The organism is Granulicella tundricola MP5ACTX9, assembly GCF_000178975.2.
Classification (GTDB): Bacteria; Acidobacteriota; Terriglobia; order Terriglobales; family Acidobacteriaceae; genus Edaphobacter; species Edaphobacter tundricola.
In genome coordinates, this window is sequence record NC_015064.1 from 632,489 (window position 1) to 646,379 (window position 13,891).

Genomic DNA, 13,891 nt, shown 5'->3' on the forward strand with positions numbered 1-13,891 from the left:
AGGTAATCTTTCACCACTTTTATTCGCTTTACTTTCGCTCTAACCCGTGCATAATAGAGGTCAACTCGCCTCTTATGAGACGCTTAGCCAATTTCCTGCACCAACCCCGGTGCAAATGGCCCTCGGTTAGCTGACAGCCCCACTCTTCGGCTCATCCTTCTTGGCAAAGAATCCCTTCGGCTTGTCCCGCAGGTCGATCGTCAGGAACTCAGGATCGCTGTGCGCGGGCTTGCCCTGCAGCACCCGAATCCCGGCCCTGGCACCCCCCAGGAACACCCCCAGCACAATCGCAGCCAGCGTCCCGATCCCGCAGAAGATCGCAATGCTCTGCAGCAGCGTAGCCGTCTTCCGGATCTCCGCATGGAACTCCAGCGGCATCGGCTTATCGAAGCTCAGATCCTGGCTCAGGTGCAGCGCCGTCATCAACTCCTGCGCCTGCGTCGCCCCCAGGCCGCCGGTCGTCAGCCCCACCAGCGGCCCGACCCGCCGCATCTTCACCGTGCCGAACTGCGCCGGCCCGGTGTCGTTGATGTACTTCACCACCGCCCGCCCGCGATCACCCGCAATCTGCGGCGTCGGATACATCAGCAGCGTCACCGTGCCCTTGCCGCCAGCCGAGTAGCCCGCCGTGATCGCCTCAGTGCTCTTGCTCCAGTCGAGCATCTCCGCCGGCAGCACCCCATTCATCGCCTTATAGCCCGCCGCCCCCAGCGCATACCTGGCCGTTGCAGCCTCCAGCCCCTTCTCCGGCAGCAGCGTAGGCAGCAGCGGCGCAATCCCACGCCGTCCACCGACCTTCGGCAGCGCAGACACAATCGCCGTCAGCTCATTCGGAGCCACACGCCCCGTCACCCGCACTATCGCCGTCCCTGCCCAGGCGACAGACCCATCCGCATCGGAGCTCGTCTCAGCCGCCTTCCCCACCCGCGCATCGCCCCCCGTCACCCGCGGAGCCTTCATCAGCGACCGGTAGAACGTATAAGCGCTGTAAGCCCCCGTAGCATCCCCAAACTCCAGCGCCAGCACCCCCACCGGAGCACCCGCCGCGCGAGCGTAGCTCCCGCTCGCAAACCGCGTCAGCCCGTCTTCCTTCAAAACAGCCGCGCAAGTAACCCCACTCCCACCGGCACTCGGAGGAGGATTCATCGGCAGCGCAGAGCAGTCAGCCGAGAACTCCTGCGCCGTAGCATCCGTCGCCACACCCGCCGCCGTCTGCGCCAGCGTCATCCCGGCCAGCTTCTGCGGCAGCAGGGGAAGCGGAGCCATCACCAGCATCGTCCCAGAATTTGCAGGGGCCTGCTGCGCCCCAGCCCCACCCGACAGCAAACCAGCAGCCCCCACAGCCGCCAACATCAAGTTCCTACCGAAAACCGAAGAAAAGAGCCCCATAGAACCATGAGACTACCACCAAGCCCCACAAGTAAGCACCTGTACTACTGCGCCGAAGCCCTCACCACCGGCACCTTCGTCCCAAGCCCGCTCTCATACTTCGCCACGCCGTTATAGAGGCTCTCCGCCACCCGCTCCCGATACTCCGGCCGCCGCAACTGTGCCGCATCCTTCCCATTCGTCACAAACGAGATCTCCGCCAGCACGGAAGGCATATTCGCACCGATCAGCACCACAAACGGAGCCTTTTTCACCCCGCGATTCTTCAGCCCCTCATTCCCCTTGGCCAGCCCGCCATACAGCGACCCCTCCACATCCCCGGCAAACTCCCGGCTCTCCGCAATCTTGTCCTTCAACGTAATCTTCTTCACCAGGTCGCTCAACTGATGGATCGATTGCCCACTGACAGCGTTCTCTCTTGCCGCCACATCCAGCGCCGTCGGATCGGAAGTGAAGTTCAGGTAGTACGTCTCCACCCCCCGAGCCGTCTCGTCCTGCGAGCTGTTCGCATGGATCGAAAGAAACAGATCCGCCTGCGCCTTGTTCGCAATCGCCGTCCGCGTCTCCAGCGGAATAAACGTATCGTCACTCCGCGTATAGATGATCTCCGCCCCCAGCCGCTCATGCAGCAGCTTGCCCAGCCGCAGCGCCACGTCGAGCACCACATCCTTCTCCTGAATCCCGTCTACCCCCAGCGTCCCCGAGTCATGCCCCCCATGCCCCGCGTCGATCACGATCCGCCCGATCTTCAACCCCAGCGCCCGCACCAGGCTCGTCTCCCCATCCGCCGTCTTCTCCGCCGCCCGAGCCGGAGCCGCATCCAGATCGCTCCCCGCCGCAGCCTTCCGCGATCTCTTCGTCGAAGTCCCCACCGTATTCGTCCCCAAAGAAACATCCCGAGGCACCGGCACATTCGCCACAATCGGCCGCGAAGTAGGAGCAGAAGTAGCATCAACCCGCCCCGGAGCCTCGCTCACCGCCGCCACCTCCGTCGCATTCGCCGGAGCCTTCACTGCCACCGTGTTCGGCACCGGCCTCGCCACCGTAGACCGAGCCACCGTCCCCGTCCGCGGAGCCGGAACACTGGATGGAGCAGGAGCAGCAGAGGTCGGAGCCGAAGATGAGTTCGGAGTCTGAGAAAAAGTCGTGTGCCCCATCCTCACGGCGGTCTCATCGCCGTTAGGGTGGGCCTCGAGCGAAGCTCGACCACTTCCACCCGGAAGCCGCACAGCGTCCCCTCCATCCGTAGGAGCCATAGCCGGCAACCCAGACCGATTCGCCGCAGCACTAGCCGTCTTCGCCGCCGCCGGAGCCACCGGCACCTCCGCAACCTCATCCACCGGAGCCTTGGCCTTGGCCGGAGCACCCGCACCACCACCTGACCCACCATGAATATCAATAATCAGCCGATAAGGATTCGGCAGCAGAAACGCCGAGTACTCCGTCACATCATTCACATCCAGCACCACCCGAGTCACATCCCCCGTAGCCTGCGCCGCCCTGATCTTCTTCAAGAACCCATCGTCGGTCACATCGAAGCTCTTCCCCACAAGCTCCTGCGCCAGCCTCGCCCCATACAGGTCGAAGTAGATCCGATCCGGATGCGGCACCCTTGCCGCCTCAAATGTAACCTCATCCCCCAGGTCGATCGCCACCCTCGTATAAGTCGGCGTAGACCAGTGCCGAATCCCTGTCACCTGCGCCAAAGCCCCCTTACGCACCGGAACAATGGGTGCCCCATGTCCCGCCTCTGGGACGTGGGTCTCCAACACAGGAACCGAATCCACCTTCGGCGCATCATTCCGCACCCCGATTGGTTTGTCATTCCGCAGCCCAGCGGAGGAACCTGCATCTCCCCCCTCCACCAACCGCGCATTCTCCTCCGTCAGCCTCAACCCCGTCACAGCAGGCTCCGGTTTGGCAGCAGAAGAACCACTCCGTGCCCCATTCATCGCAGCCGTATCGCGATGAGTGGGACCCGCCCCAGCACCCGCCCGAAGCGTAACCAACTCCGCCCGAGCAACCCCCGCACTCTCACTCCGCGGAGCTTCCTTCACCACCAGCGCAAACCGTTCCTTAGCCCCCGCCGCATCCCCCAGATCCGTCTCGTCGATCCGCCCTTCAGCCAGCAGCGCATTCGTCCTCAGCCCACTCCCCGGATACTGCTTCCTTAGAAACTCGAACTGCGCCACCGCCGCCCGCAGACTTCCCTCATCATGCAGCTCACGACCCTGCTCCGCCAGCAACTCCGCCACCGCATAGATCGCATCCGGCGCATGACCGTCTGCCGGGTTCGAGTGGTAGATCGCCCGAAACTCATCCATCACCCGGTTATACCCAAGCTTGCTCCGAGTCCCCGCACCCAACCCCTCAAACGCCTGCCGATCCGCAACCGCCCGGTCCCACTTCGTCAGCGGAGCCGGCCTCGCCCCCGCCACAGTTACCGAACAGCACACCGCCGCAACCAAACCCAACCCACGAAACCGAAGGAACCCATTCACTCCCTCAGTTTAAGTTCTCCCACACCCTCCCGCCGTGAAAACAGTCTCCGGGCACCCCACCCGATACCCCCACAAAAGTCTTATCCGATACAAGCCCGGGTGCCCCATCCTCGGACCACAGTCTTATCGTGGGACAGGGTGGGGTATCGTTTGCGGAAGCAAACGACCGCTCTCACAGGAGCCAGTAGCGCCACAAAAGTCGTGTGCCCCATCCTCACGACAGTCTCATCGTCGTTAGGGTGGGCATCGGCGAAGCCGACCTTTCCAGCATGCCCATCCCACCCATTGGCACAGGGAAGCGACTACCCCAGCATCCCCCCCACAACCTCCCCAGCCTTCCCCAGCGCAGCATCAAGCTGACTCACATCACTCCCACCAGCCTCCGCCAGATCCGGCCGTCCACCACCCTTACCGCCAACCAGCGCAGCAAGCAGTCCAACAATCTTCCCAGCCTGCACCTTCCCGGTAAGATCCTTCGTCACGCCCACAATCAGCGCAACCTTCCCCTCAGCAGTAGCCGCGCCCAGCACCACAACCCCGGACCCCAGCTTCCCGCGCAGTTGATCCACAAGCTCCCGCATCTGCGCCTTATCCACCCCATCCAGCCGCTTGGCGAGAACCTTCACGCCCTTGACCTCGATAGCTCCAGCAGCAGCATCCGCCGTAGCCGCCTGCGCCGCCTTCAGCCGCAGCCCATCGAGCTCCCGCCTCAGCTTCTTGATCTCTTCCTCATCGGAAGCAAGCCGATCCCTTAGCCCCGCAGCCCCTCCAGGCACCACGCGGCTGACCTCAAACCCACGCCGAAACTCATCCAACGCGCCAGTCCCTGAAATAGCTTCAAGACGCCTCACGCCACTCGCCACCGAGCTCTCGCCCACCAGCTTGATCACCCCAATCTCGCCCGTCGCCAGCGTATGCGTGCCGCCGCACAGCTCGGTTGAGAACTCCCCAATCCGCACCACGCGCACCTTGTCGCCGTACTTCTCGCCAAACAGCGCCATCGCGCCATAGTCGTTCACCGCCACGTCGATCGGCACATCCACCAGCGTCTCCACCGGCGTATTCTTCAGCACCTGCGCATTGACGATCGTCTCGATCTCGCGCAGCTCTTCCTCCGCGACACCCGTGAAGTGGCTGAAGTCGAACCGCAGCCGATCCCGATTCACCAGCGACCCCGCCTGCTTCACATGTTTGCCCAGCACCTCGCGCAGCGCCGCATGAAGCAGGTGCGTCCCGGTATGGTTCCGCATCGTAGCCGCCCGCACCTCGCCATTGACGACGGTATCGACCTCATCGCCCACAGCAATCGCAACCTTCGCAATCACCTTGTGAGCAAACACGCCCTGCACCGGCTTGTTCGCCCCGCGCACCTCGGCCAGGACGGTCGTGTGGTCCGCCGCATAAAGCCAACCCACATCCCCAACCTGACCACCGGAGTCCGCATAGAAGCTCGTCGCGTCTAAAACAACTTCACCCTCTTCGCCGGGCGAGAGCACATGCACGCCCACGCCATCCTTCACCAGCGCAATCACCCGCGCACCATCCACCCGCAGCGCAGAGTACCCCTCAAACTCCGTCTTAGCCAACTCGCGATAAACCGGCGAAGCTGTCTTCTGCGACCCACCCTTCCAAGAAGCCCGAGCCCGCTCCTGTTCTTCAATCTTGGCCTTCTCAAATTCTGCTCTGTCTAGTTCTATTCCAGCGTCTCGTGCAGCGTCCTCCATAAAATCAATCGGGAGTCCATAGGTCTCGAAGAAGAAGAAGGCTGTACGTCCTGGAAACATTCCATGACGCGACTTCGGTCTAGCTTCGTTCTTATTGACGGTCCGATGTACGAGCTCAAATGTGACCCAAAATGCAGCCTCGGCTTCCTTGTAGTCCGGAGCGCTTTCAGGTGTCTTGTTCCATCTGTCTAGGACCGATGGCAATTGCTTGATAGCATCCAGTGTCCGATCCAGCTCATTCATGGCCTTCTCGATCACCCGAGCAAACTGCTCCTCCTCTGCGAGCACAACCTTACTCACCCGCTCCGCATGTTCCACCAACTCCGGATATGCCACCTTCATCTCATCCCGAACAGCCTTCACCATCTCGAACATGAACGGCTGTTCCTGCCCCAGCAAACGTCCATGCCGAATCCCACGTCGCAGAATCTTCCGCAGCACATACCCACGCCCTTCATTCGCCGGCTGCACTCCATCCGCAATCAGAAACGTAGCCGCCCGAGCATGATCCGCAATAATCCGCAGCGACGCCGCGCCCTTCTCATCCCCAACTGGGTGCCCCATGTCCGGATTTTCGGACGTGGGTTTCAACGTAAGCTCAGCAGCCCGTTTGATCAGTGGAATAAACAGGTCCGTGTCATAGTTCGACATCACGCCCTGCAACACACACGAGACCCGCTCCAACCCCATCCCCGTATCGATGCTCGGCTTCGGCAGCGGCGTCAGCGTCCCATCACTAGCCCGCTCGAACTGCATGAACACCAGGTTCCAGATCTCCATATACCGCTGGTCGTCCTCACCAAACGGAACGTCTGCACCACTCTCCGAGGCTGCGAGGCCGAGGTCATAATAGATCTCGCTGCAAGGCCCACAAGGCCCCGTATCCCCCATCGCCCAGAAGTTATCCTTAGCGCCCAACTCAAAGATCCGCTCAGCAGGAACCCCAACCTCCAGCCAGAACTGATAAGCCTCTTCATCCCGAGGCACCTTCTCATCGCCCTCGAAGATCGTCACATACAGCTTCTCTTTGTCGATCGCGAACCATGCAGCTGAGGTCAGCAACTCCCACGCATACGCAATCGCGTCCTTCTTGAAGTAGTCGCCAAACGAGAAGTTCCCCAGCATCTCGAAGAACGTATGGTGCCGCCGCGTGAACCCGACGTTCTCAAGGTCATTGTGCTTCCCGCCAGCCCGAACACACTTCTGCGACGACGCCGCACGCGAGTAGTCCCGCTTCTCCGCGCCCAGGAAGACATCCTTGAACTGGTTCATACCTGCGTTGGTAAACAGCAGCGTAGGATCGTTCGCCGGCACCAGTGACGAAGAGTGCACACGACGGTGCGCCTTACCTTCAAAAAACCGCAAAAAGTCTTCCCGAATCTGCGAACCCGACCGATATTCCATAGGTCTTAAAGTCTATCAGTCACACAAACGCGAAGCGCCAAAACAGTGCGAAGCACCGCCCGCACGGCGCAAGGGCGCACTTGCCTTTCCCTCCTCCTCTCCAGCTACCCCGGCGTACAATCCCCACAGAGGGTACGCCGCATGCGCCAGGTTCAACTCCATGAAGAAGAAGAGCAGTTCGCCTCGCTCGTCTCGGAGGCGGAGGCTGGTGAAAGCCTGACCATCCTGCGCGCCGGAAAGCCCGTAGCCCAGATCATCCCATTCCCTGAGCCCGCCGCCGACGATGATGGCGTAGCAGCCATGAGACGTCTTCAAGCGTTGATGAAACAGGGCCTCGACCTCGGCGGTGTCTGGAACGGACGCGATGAACTCTACGACTGAAACCTCAATCAGCGTAGATACCAACATCCTCTTTTATTCATTTGATCCACGCGACGTCTCAAAACACGAGATCGCCAAGCGCATCATGAGCTTCTGTCTTGAGCGTAAAGCACAGATCGCACTTCAGGTTCTGGCCGAGTTCCATCATGCTTCGGTTCGCAAGAATGTCGTCAGCCCACTGCAGGCCGATGCGATCGTGCAGGACTTCATGCAACGCATGCCAGTTATCGCTACCACCCCAGGTGATCTTGCCACCGCGCTTGACCTGCGCCAAAGGCACGGACTTCAAATCTTCGACTGCCTCATTCTTGCGGTCAACAACCGCTCCGGATGTGCTTCCTTTCTGTCTGAAGATCTACAGCACAACCGCAAGATAGGACAGATTACGGTCCTCAATCCATTCCTGCTCACACCCTCTGAACTCGACGCTCTCCTAGCTTGAAACCCCAGGCCGCCAAGTAATCCCCTCCAGCTTCAAAGTCTCATCCGTAGCCCGCCGCAACCCCGCAAACTCGGTTTGCCACCGCACCATCTCCAAACAGCAAACCAGCGCATCGAACCCATCCTCCGACCCCTCAGCCCCCACCACCACAGACCGCGCCAGCCCCCCATACAAACCGGGCTCAGCCATCTTCCTCGCTTTCAAATAAGCCTTCCGCGCACTAGGATTCGACTTAGCCACCGGCCCCGTCAGCAGCCGCGTATACATCTCCACCAAGAGCGGCCGCCCTTCAGAAAAATCCTCAAAAGGCCAAACCCGAAACCCACCCTCCCGCAGCCTCATCAGCCACTCCATAGCCCGCAGCGACCCCGTCCCCACCGCACCCGCGCCCCCAATCTGAAATGGCGACTTCGGCTGCACTCCCTTCATCAGCGCCGCCCTTACCGGGTCCCCGCCTTCGAGCCCCTGCGCCACCTTGTTCTCCCAATCCGTCGCCCGCATCATCGACGCATACCCCGGGCCACTAAACTCCGCCGGCCTCTTATGCGGCCGCCCCCAGAACCGCAGATCTCTCTCCTCCTCCGCACAAGTAGTCCCGAGCCACCGCTCCCCACACCCACCCGCCACATACTCCCAAAACTCAAACACCGTCGAGCACCCACACTCCCGCAAAAACCAGCTCGGATAGCTGAAGCAGCAGTCCATCCCCACCACCATCCGCGGAGTCTCCTTCGCCAACCCAACCAGCCACTCCGTCAGCTCCGCCCGGGTCCGCCCCGTCTCCAACGTCACTCGTCCCCCAGCCGTTCGGCCAGCCCCCCGCGTCCAAACCCCCGCCCAGATCTTCTTCCTTTGCCCCGGCCCCTTATCCCCCGACCAGTCCACCGCCACCACCCGATCCAGCTCACCCACGGAACTTCCCCCCATCCATCACCGTACTCCTCATACAGGAGAGCGCCCATGCTCAAGCTTCTCGTCTTCCTCATCCTCGTCGTCTGCTGCTGGCCTCTCGCCGTCGTCGCCGTGATCCTCTACCCCTTCATCTGGCTCGTCCTGCTGCCCTTCCGGCTCGTCGGCATCGTCGTAGAGGGCGTCTTCGACCTCATCGCCGCCATCTTCCTCCTCCCCGCCCGGGCCATCAGGGCTATCTAAAACTCCGGCATCTCCCCATACGTATCCGAGTCCCCACCCTCCGGCACCTCCACCTTCCAGGCCCGGAACAGCTTGAAGATCGCCGAAGAAGAGTACCCCGCCCGCATCAACCGATTCATCACCCTCACCGTCTGCTTCTGCGCATCCACCCCGGAGGGCTGCGGAATCCGCTTCTTCTCACAGTAAGCCCGAGCCAGCCCCACCTCATCCGCCTCATCATAAGCAGCCGCCAGTGTAGTCTCCGCAATCTCCTTGCCCACCCCCTTCATCGCCAGATCCTGCTGCACCCTCCGCCTTCCGAACCCCTGGTTCTCCTTCCTCAGCCGCGTATAGTCCTGCGCAAACCGGTCGTCCGAAAGATACTTCAGCTCCGTCAGCCTCCCCACCACCGCATCCATATCCGTCTCCCCCCGTTCGCCCTCATGCGCCCGAGCCTTCATCAACCTCTTCAAATCCCTCACCGTCCGCATCCGGCGGGAAAGCACCCCCACCGCATACTCAAACAGCTCCGCCTCTCCCACCGGCTCCCGCTTCTTCGGCCTGGCAAACGCCATCACTTCACCCCCGCATAAGCGTTCGTATGCGTCCACTTGTCACACCAGTCACTCACCGTCTTATTCCAAAGCTCGGCATTCTGCGGCTTGGTCACCCAATGCCCCTCATCTGGAAAGTAAAGCATCTCACTCGGCACGCCGAGCCGCTGCAGCGCCGTAAACAACTGAAACCCTTCAGAAACATCCAGCCGATAATCCTTCTGCGAATGAATCACCAAAGTAGGCGTCTTGGCATTCTGAATCGAAAGCATAGGAGACCACTTCCTGAAAGGGTCCTGATCAGCCGGAAGGGAAGCATACCGCCACGGCTGTCCCGGCTCTTTCTCTCCCGCCCGCCGAAACTCCCACTCGTTGAACCACATCTCTTCCGTATCCCCATACGCCGCCGCCGGGTTATACATCCCGTCATGCGTCACGATGCACTTGAACCGGTTCGTATGCGTCAGCATCCAGTTCGCCATGAACCCGCCATAGCTCGCCCCCAGCGCGCACTCCCGGTCTTTATCGATAAACGGAAACTGCATCTCCGCCGCATCGAGCCCCTTCATCAGATCCACATAAGCCTTCCCACCCCAATCCCCATTCACCCCATCGATGAACGCCTGCCCATACCCCGTCGACCCCCTCGGATTCACCATCACCACCACATACCCGCTCGCAGCCATCAACTCCGGATTCCACCGATAGCTCCACGCATCCCCCCAGGCCCCCTGCGGCCCCCCATGAATCAAAAACTTCACCGGATACTTCTTCTTAGGATCGAAGTTCGGCGGCTTCACCACAAACCCCTGCACCTTCGTACCTTCATCACCAAGGAACGTAAAGCTTTCCATCGGCTGGCCTTCGTGCTTGCCAACGTCATAGACTCTGAATGGACTTGAAGCATCGCCGCCACCATAGATTTTGAATGCACCAAGAGCATCGCGATTGATCCGGGTGAGCTGAGTTGTCTTGTATATCCCATACTCTGCCGACTCATAAGTGCCAGCTTCAGGTTTATGCGCTTGGCCGTCGGCTCCAACCGCATCAACCGTGTCTATGTTTAAGTCACGATCGACCACAAAGCTCGTCAAGAAAAGCTCTGTTGGATTTGCGACTGTCGAACGACTGGAAACGAGAAACGTTCCGTCATGAGAGATGTTTAGCTCAGCAAATTCGCCCCACTCTCCTCGCGAATCAACAAAGGTGCGCAAGTTCAACTCGTTTCCGCTCAGCCCAATAGAAAAGACTTGTTCGCTCCCGGAGACACCGCTAGCGAAATAGAGTGCTTGCGAATCGCCTGCCCAAACAAACTCATCCACCCACCGATCAAATTTAGGCATCAACTCCCTGATCGTCTTAGCCTGACGATCAAACACCATCAACCGAAACCGATCCGACTCATACCCCGCCCGCGCCTGCGACCGAAACGCCAGCCACCTCCCATCCGGCGAGTAGGCCGGCCCATCATCACTCCCCAGGCTCGTACTCACTTTGACAGGCCGAGCTCCCGCCTCATCCAGCCTTAGCGTGAACACATCGTTATTCGTGCTCGCCGCCGGAACTGTATCAAGATTGGTTACATAAGCAATCTCCTTCCCGTCCGGCGCCCACGCATACCCCAGCGGCCCACCCAGACTAAACGTAGGAGTCTCCGCATCCCCCACCACACTCTTCGGCGTAAGGTCCCGAGGATTCGGTCCAGCCAAGGAGAAGTCCGCGACGATCACATGCGTCCGCTTCTGCCCGGTAAAAGCATTCCAGTGCCGATACAGCAGCCCCGTAAACAACTGCGCCTTCACAGGAGACTTATCCGCAGCTTCATCCTTAGCCTTATCGCAAGCATCTTCCTCAGACCACTTAGCCTTGTCCGAGCACTCCGGATACACCTGCGTCGTAAACAGAAACCTCTTGTTATCCGGAGACCACACCGCCCCATCCGCATCGCCGCTTACTGCCTGCAACGTGCGCCCCATCCCAATCGTCCCGGTCTTCTCGTCCCACGTCGCAATCGTAATCCGGCTGTAGGGATCGTCCTTCATCGGAGCGCCGGTATAAGAAACAAACTGCCCATCAGGAGAGAACCGCCCAAAACTTTCACCGGTGCTGAACGTAATCTGACGTTCCACAACTGGGTGCCCCATGTCCGGATTCTCGGACGTGGGTTGAAGCGGCACAACCCACAGATGATTCACCTTCGTATTCCCGGCCAGCGAAACATCCGTAACCGAAAAAAGCACCCACTTCCCACCAGGTGAAACCTGCGGATCGCTCACCCGCTTCATCGCCATCAAATCCTGAAACGTCATAGCGCGCTTAGCCGGGTGCCCCATGTCTCGGTTCTGAGACGTGGGTTCCACCGCAGCCTGACCCATCGCCACCGATCCCAGTCCCACCATCATCACGAAGAAAACACGAATCCAGCTCATCGCAACAGCTTACAGCCCACATCGGAAAAATCAGCCTTGATCGCTTTTATCAATCCTTATCAACTCAGTCCGTTCGCCCGAACCCAGCACCAGGCAAAAAGCGGACCGAAGCGGTAGCCCCAGTCCGCCTTGATCCGCCTCAATCCCACTGATCCGCGTTACGCCTTAAGCAACCCGTGCATGCTCCATCTCCGGCAGGCTCTCACCGCTCACCACCGTACTCACCGGCAGCTCCACCACCACGGCAGCCCCATGCGGATGCAGGTTGAACGCAGAGATCTCCCCACCATGCTCCCTCACAATTCCGTAGCACATGGAAAGTCCCATCCCATCTCCATCCCCCGGCTCCCGCGTCGTATAAAACGGATCGAACACCCGTCCCGGCTCCTGGAACCCCGTCCCCGTATCGCTCACAATCACGTTGACGGACGTCTCGTCATGGCTCAACGTAATCCGGATCGCATGGCCGTCCTCCCGCTCGCCCGCGTCTTCAATCGCCTGCGCCGCATTGTTCAGCAGATGTTCCATCACCTGCTTCAGCCGCTCACCCGATCCCCGGACCGCAGGCATCCCCTCATCGCTCGTAATCACCAGCTCCACCCCACGCTGCTCCAGCGTAGCCCTGCAGGCAGCGCCCAGCTCGTCCAGGATCGTCACCATCTCAACCGCTTCGTTCACCACCACCGGCGGCCGCCAGAACTCCGTCAGCCGCTGGACCGTATCGCGCATCCTCAGCGCCTCCGTCCGGATCGTATCGGCATCCTTCCGCACACTTTCCTCATGGCTGCTCTCAGCAATCAACTCCGCAAACCCCAGCACCGCGGTCAGCGGATTGTTCAACGCATGAGCCACCCCGCCCGCAAGCTGTCCCAGCCCCGCCAGCTTCTCCGCCCGCAACAGCCGCTCGCTCATCAGCCTGCTCTCCATGGACATGGCAAGCCGTCCCGCCAGCAGCTCGATCGGCCCAATCGCCACCTCGAGCCTCTGCGCGTAGCCGCCATCGTTCCGGTCCGCGCGTGAACCGTCGGAGCAGACCACCATCGCGCCCAGCAGATGCCCATCATGCATCCGGATCGGGGCCACCATGCCGCGCCGCCACCGCCGCCGTTCCTTCTTGCCGGACAGCGCCCACGCCGCCACCTCCGGATCGAACTTCGTCCACTCCCCCAGTTGAATTGAAAAGCTCTTCGGATGCTTCTTCGCGCCGCCCTTCATACCCGTCTTGGTTCGCAGCCGAGCGCCTCGTTCCTCTTCCACCGCGCTCTCGCCCCACGCCAGCAGCGCCCGCACCGTCAGATCGTCCACGCCGGCGCTGGAGGCGCAGTACATCCGCCCCTCCGCATCGCGCAGCAGCATCGCAACCTTCGGAAACGCGCTCAGATCCGCAATCGTCCGGCACACCCGTTTGGCCAGAGCCCGCGCCTGGGCCACCGGGTCACCCGCACCGGTACGCACATCCAGCCGAGCATAGCCTTCAAGCTCCTCGCGCAGACGGCGTTCGCGCATCCGCTCGATCCTCTGGTGCGTGGCCCGCCGCCGCATCTGCCAGCCCATCCCGGCCAACCCCGCCATCGCCAGCAGGCACGCCCAATGATCCACCGCCTGAAATCCGCCGACACTCAAACCCAACCAAGCCGCTACCATCATCCTGAAGCCTCCACTGCCAAATACTGCAAGCGTTCTCGCACGTCACCTGATCTGCTCTGGAAATCTATCGGCTGACCTTGCTCACGAACCCGTTCCCGCGTCCGCCACGTCCAATCCTGCGTCTAACAGACAGGGCCAAGCAATGCCCTTATGGAGCTATTACCAATGGTTGCCTCTTCTCAAACCCGGCCCCATCCGAAACCACTCGGCCTTTTTGCGTCCTTCACGTTCGCTGCCGCCCTGCTCGTTCTCTCCCCGTTATCGGTTCGCCAGGCCCTCGCCCTCGCCC

The 13,891-nt window shown here is 60.8% G+C and carries 10 protein-coding genes; 3 read left to right on the plus strand and 7 right to left on the minus strand.

Features of this window, described 5'->3' with window-relative positions:
• Positions 1-126: 126 nt before the first annotated feature.
• The 3 genes from ACIX9_RS02645 to alaS all read right to left on the minus strand — a co-directional run bounded on the left by ACIX9_RS02645 (position 127) and on the right by alaS (position 7,018).
• Positions 127-1,353, minus strand: coding sequence for a DUF6599 family protein (locus ACIX9_RS02645; protein WP_013578929.1), 1,227 nt, complete (start codon positions 1,351-1,353; stop codon positions 127-129).
• 80 nt (positions 1,354-1,433) lie between these two features.
• Positions 1,434-3,890 (minus strand): N-acetylmuramoyl-L-alanine amidase, encoded by a 2,457-nt coding sequence (locus tag ACIX9_RS27270; RefSeq protein WP_013578930.1) that lies wholly within the window; start codon positions 3,888-3,890, stop codon positions 1,434-1,436.
• 302 nt (positions 3,891-4,192) lie between these two features.
• Complete coding sequence (gene alaS / locus ACIX9_RS02655; protein WP_013578931.1) at positions 4,193-7,018, minus strand: alanine--tRNA ligase; 2,826 nt, start codon at positions 7,016-7,018, stop codon at positions 4,193-4,195.
• Positions 7,019-7,159: 141 nt separating this feature from the next.
• Between alaS and ACIX9_RS02660 the strand changes: the two genes are divergently transcribed.
• Together ACIX9_RS02660 and ACIX9_RS23420 are read left to right on the plus strand one after the other, a co-directional pair.
• Positions 7,160-7,399 carry a type II toxin-antitoxin system Phd/YefM family antitoxin gene (locus tag ACIX9_RS02660; protein WP_013578932.1) on the plus strand — a complete coding sequence of 80 codons (240 nt, stop codon included), beginning with the start codon at positions 7,160-7,162 and terminating at the stop codon, positions 7,397-7,399.
• A complete protein-coding gene (locus ACIX9_RS23420) occupies positions 7,383-7,841 on the plus strand; it encodes a PIN domain-containing protein (protein WP_013578933.1) in 459 nt (152 codons plus the stop codon). Before ACIX9_RS02660 ends, ACIX9_RS23420 begins: the two co-directional genes overlap by 17 nt.
• Here the strand turns inward: ACIX9_RS23420 and ACIX9_RS02670 are convergent.
• A complete protein-coding gene (locus ACIX9_RS02670; RefSeq protein ID WP_013578934.1) occupies positions 7,833-8,768 on the minus strand; it encodes a hypothetical protein in 936 nt (311 codons plus the stop codon). The genes ACIX9_RS23420 and ACIX9_RS02670 overlap by 9 nt on opposite strands.
• Before the next feature lie 33 nt (positions 8,769-8,801).
• On the opposite strand from ACIX9_RS02670, the gene ACIX9_RS02675 reads away from it, so the two are divergent.
• On the plus strand, positions 8,802-8,993 hold the full coding sequence (locus tag ACIX9_RS02675) for a hypothetical protein (RefSeq protein ID WP_013578935.1): 192 nt from the start codon (positions 8,802-8,804) through the stop codon (positions 8,991-8,993).
• On the opposite strand, the gene ACIX9_RS02680 is transcribed toward ACIX9_RS02675, so the two are convergent.
• The 3 genes from ACIX9_RS02680 to ACIX9_RS02690 all read right to left on the minus strand — a co-directional run bounded on the left by ACIX9_RS02680 (position 8,990) and on the right by ACIX9_RS02690 (position 13,602).
• Positions 8,990-9,547: a regulatory protein RecX gene (locus ACIX9_RS02680; protein ID WP_013578936.1), complete on the minus strand. Its 558-nt coding sequence runs from the start codon at positions 9,545-9,547 to the stop codon at positions 8,990-8,992. The two genes, ACIX9_RS02675 and ACIX9_RS02680, sit on opposite strands and share 4 nt — an antisense overlap.
• The gene (locus tag ACIX9_RS02685; protein WP_013578937.1) at positions 9,547-11,955 is read right to left on the minus strand and encodes a S9 family peptidase; all 2,409 of its coding nucleotides are present in this window, start codon (positions 11,953-11,955) and stop codon (positions 9,547-9,549) included. Before ACIX9_RS02685 ends, ACIX9_RS02680 begins: the two co-directional genes overlap by 1 nt.
• Positions 11,956-12,120: 165 nt before the next feature.
• Positions 12,121-13,602: a sensor histidine kinase gene (locus ACIX9_RS02690; protein ID WP_013578938.1), complete on the minus strand. Its 1,482-nt coding sequence runs from the start codon at positions 13,600-13,602 to the stop codon at positions 12,121-12,123.
• Positions 13,603-13,891: the final 289 nt, after the last annotated feature.

Bases quoted from the DNA above. Each gene is read 5' to 3' on its own strand.
- ACIX9_RS02690 (WP_013578938.1), bottom strand. From the start codon at position 13,602: ATGATGGTAGCGGCTTGGTTGGGTTTGAGTGTCGGCGGATTTCAGGCG.
- ACIX9_RS02675 (WP_013578935.1), top strand. From the start codon at position 8,802: ATGCTCAAGCTTCTCGTCTTCCTCATCCTCGTCGTCTGCTGCTGGCCT.
- ACIX9_RS02645 (WP_013578929.1), bottom strand. From the start codon at position 1,353: ATGTTGGCGGCTGTGGGGGCTGCTGGTTTGCTGTCGGGTGGGGCTGGG.
- alaS (WP_013578931.1), bottom strand. From the start codon at position 7,018: ATGGAATATCGGTCGGGTTCGCAGATTCGGGAAGACTTTTTGCGGTTT.
- ACIX9_RS02660 (WP_013578932.1), top strand. From the start codon at position 7,160: ATGCGCCAGGTTCAACTCCATGAAGAAGAAGAGCAGTTCGCCTCGCTC.
- ACIX9_RS02680 (WP_013578936.1), bottom strand. From the start codon at position 9,547: ATGGCGTTTGCCAGGCCGAAGAAGCGGGAGCCGGTGGGAGAGGCGGAG.
- ACIX9_RS02685 (WP_013578937.1), bottom strand. From the start codon at position 11,955: ATGAGCTGGATTCGTGTTTTCTTCGTGATGATGGTGGGACTGGGATCG.
- ACIX9_RS23420 (WP_013578933.1), top strand. From the start codon at position 7,383: ATGAACTCTACGACTGAAACCTCAATCAGCGTAGATACCAACATCCTC.
- ACIX9_RS02670 (WP_013578934.1), bottom strand. From the start codon at position 8,768: ATGGGGGGAAGTTCCGTGGGTGAGCTGGATCGGGTGGTGGCGGTGGAC.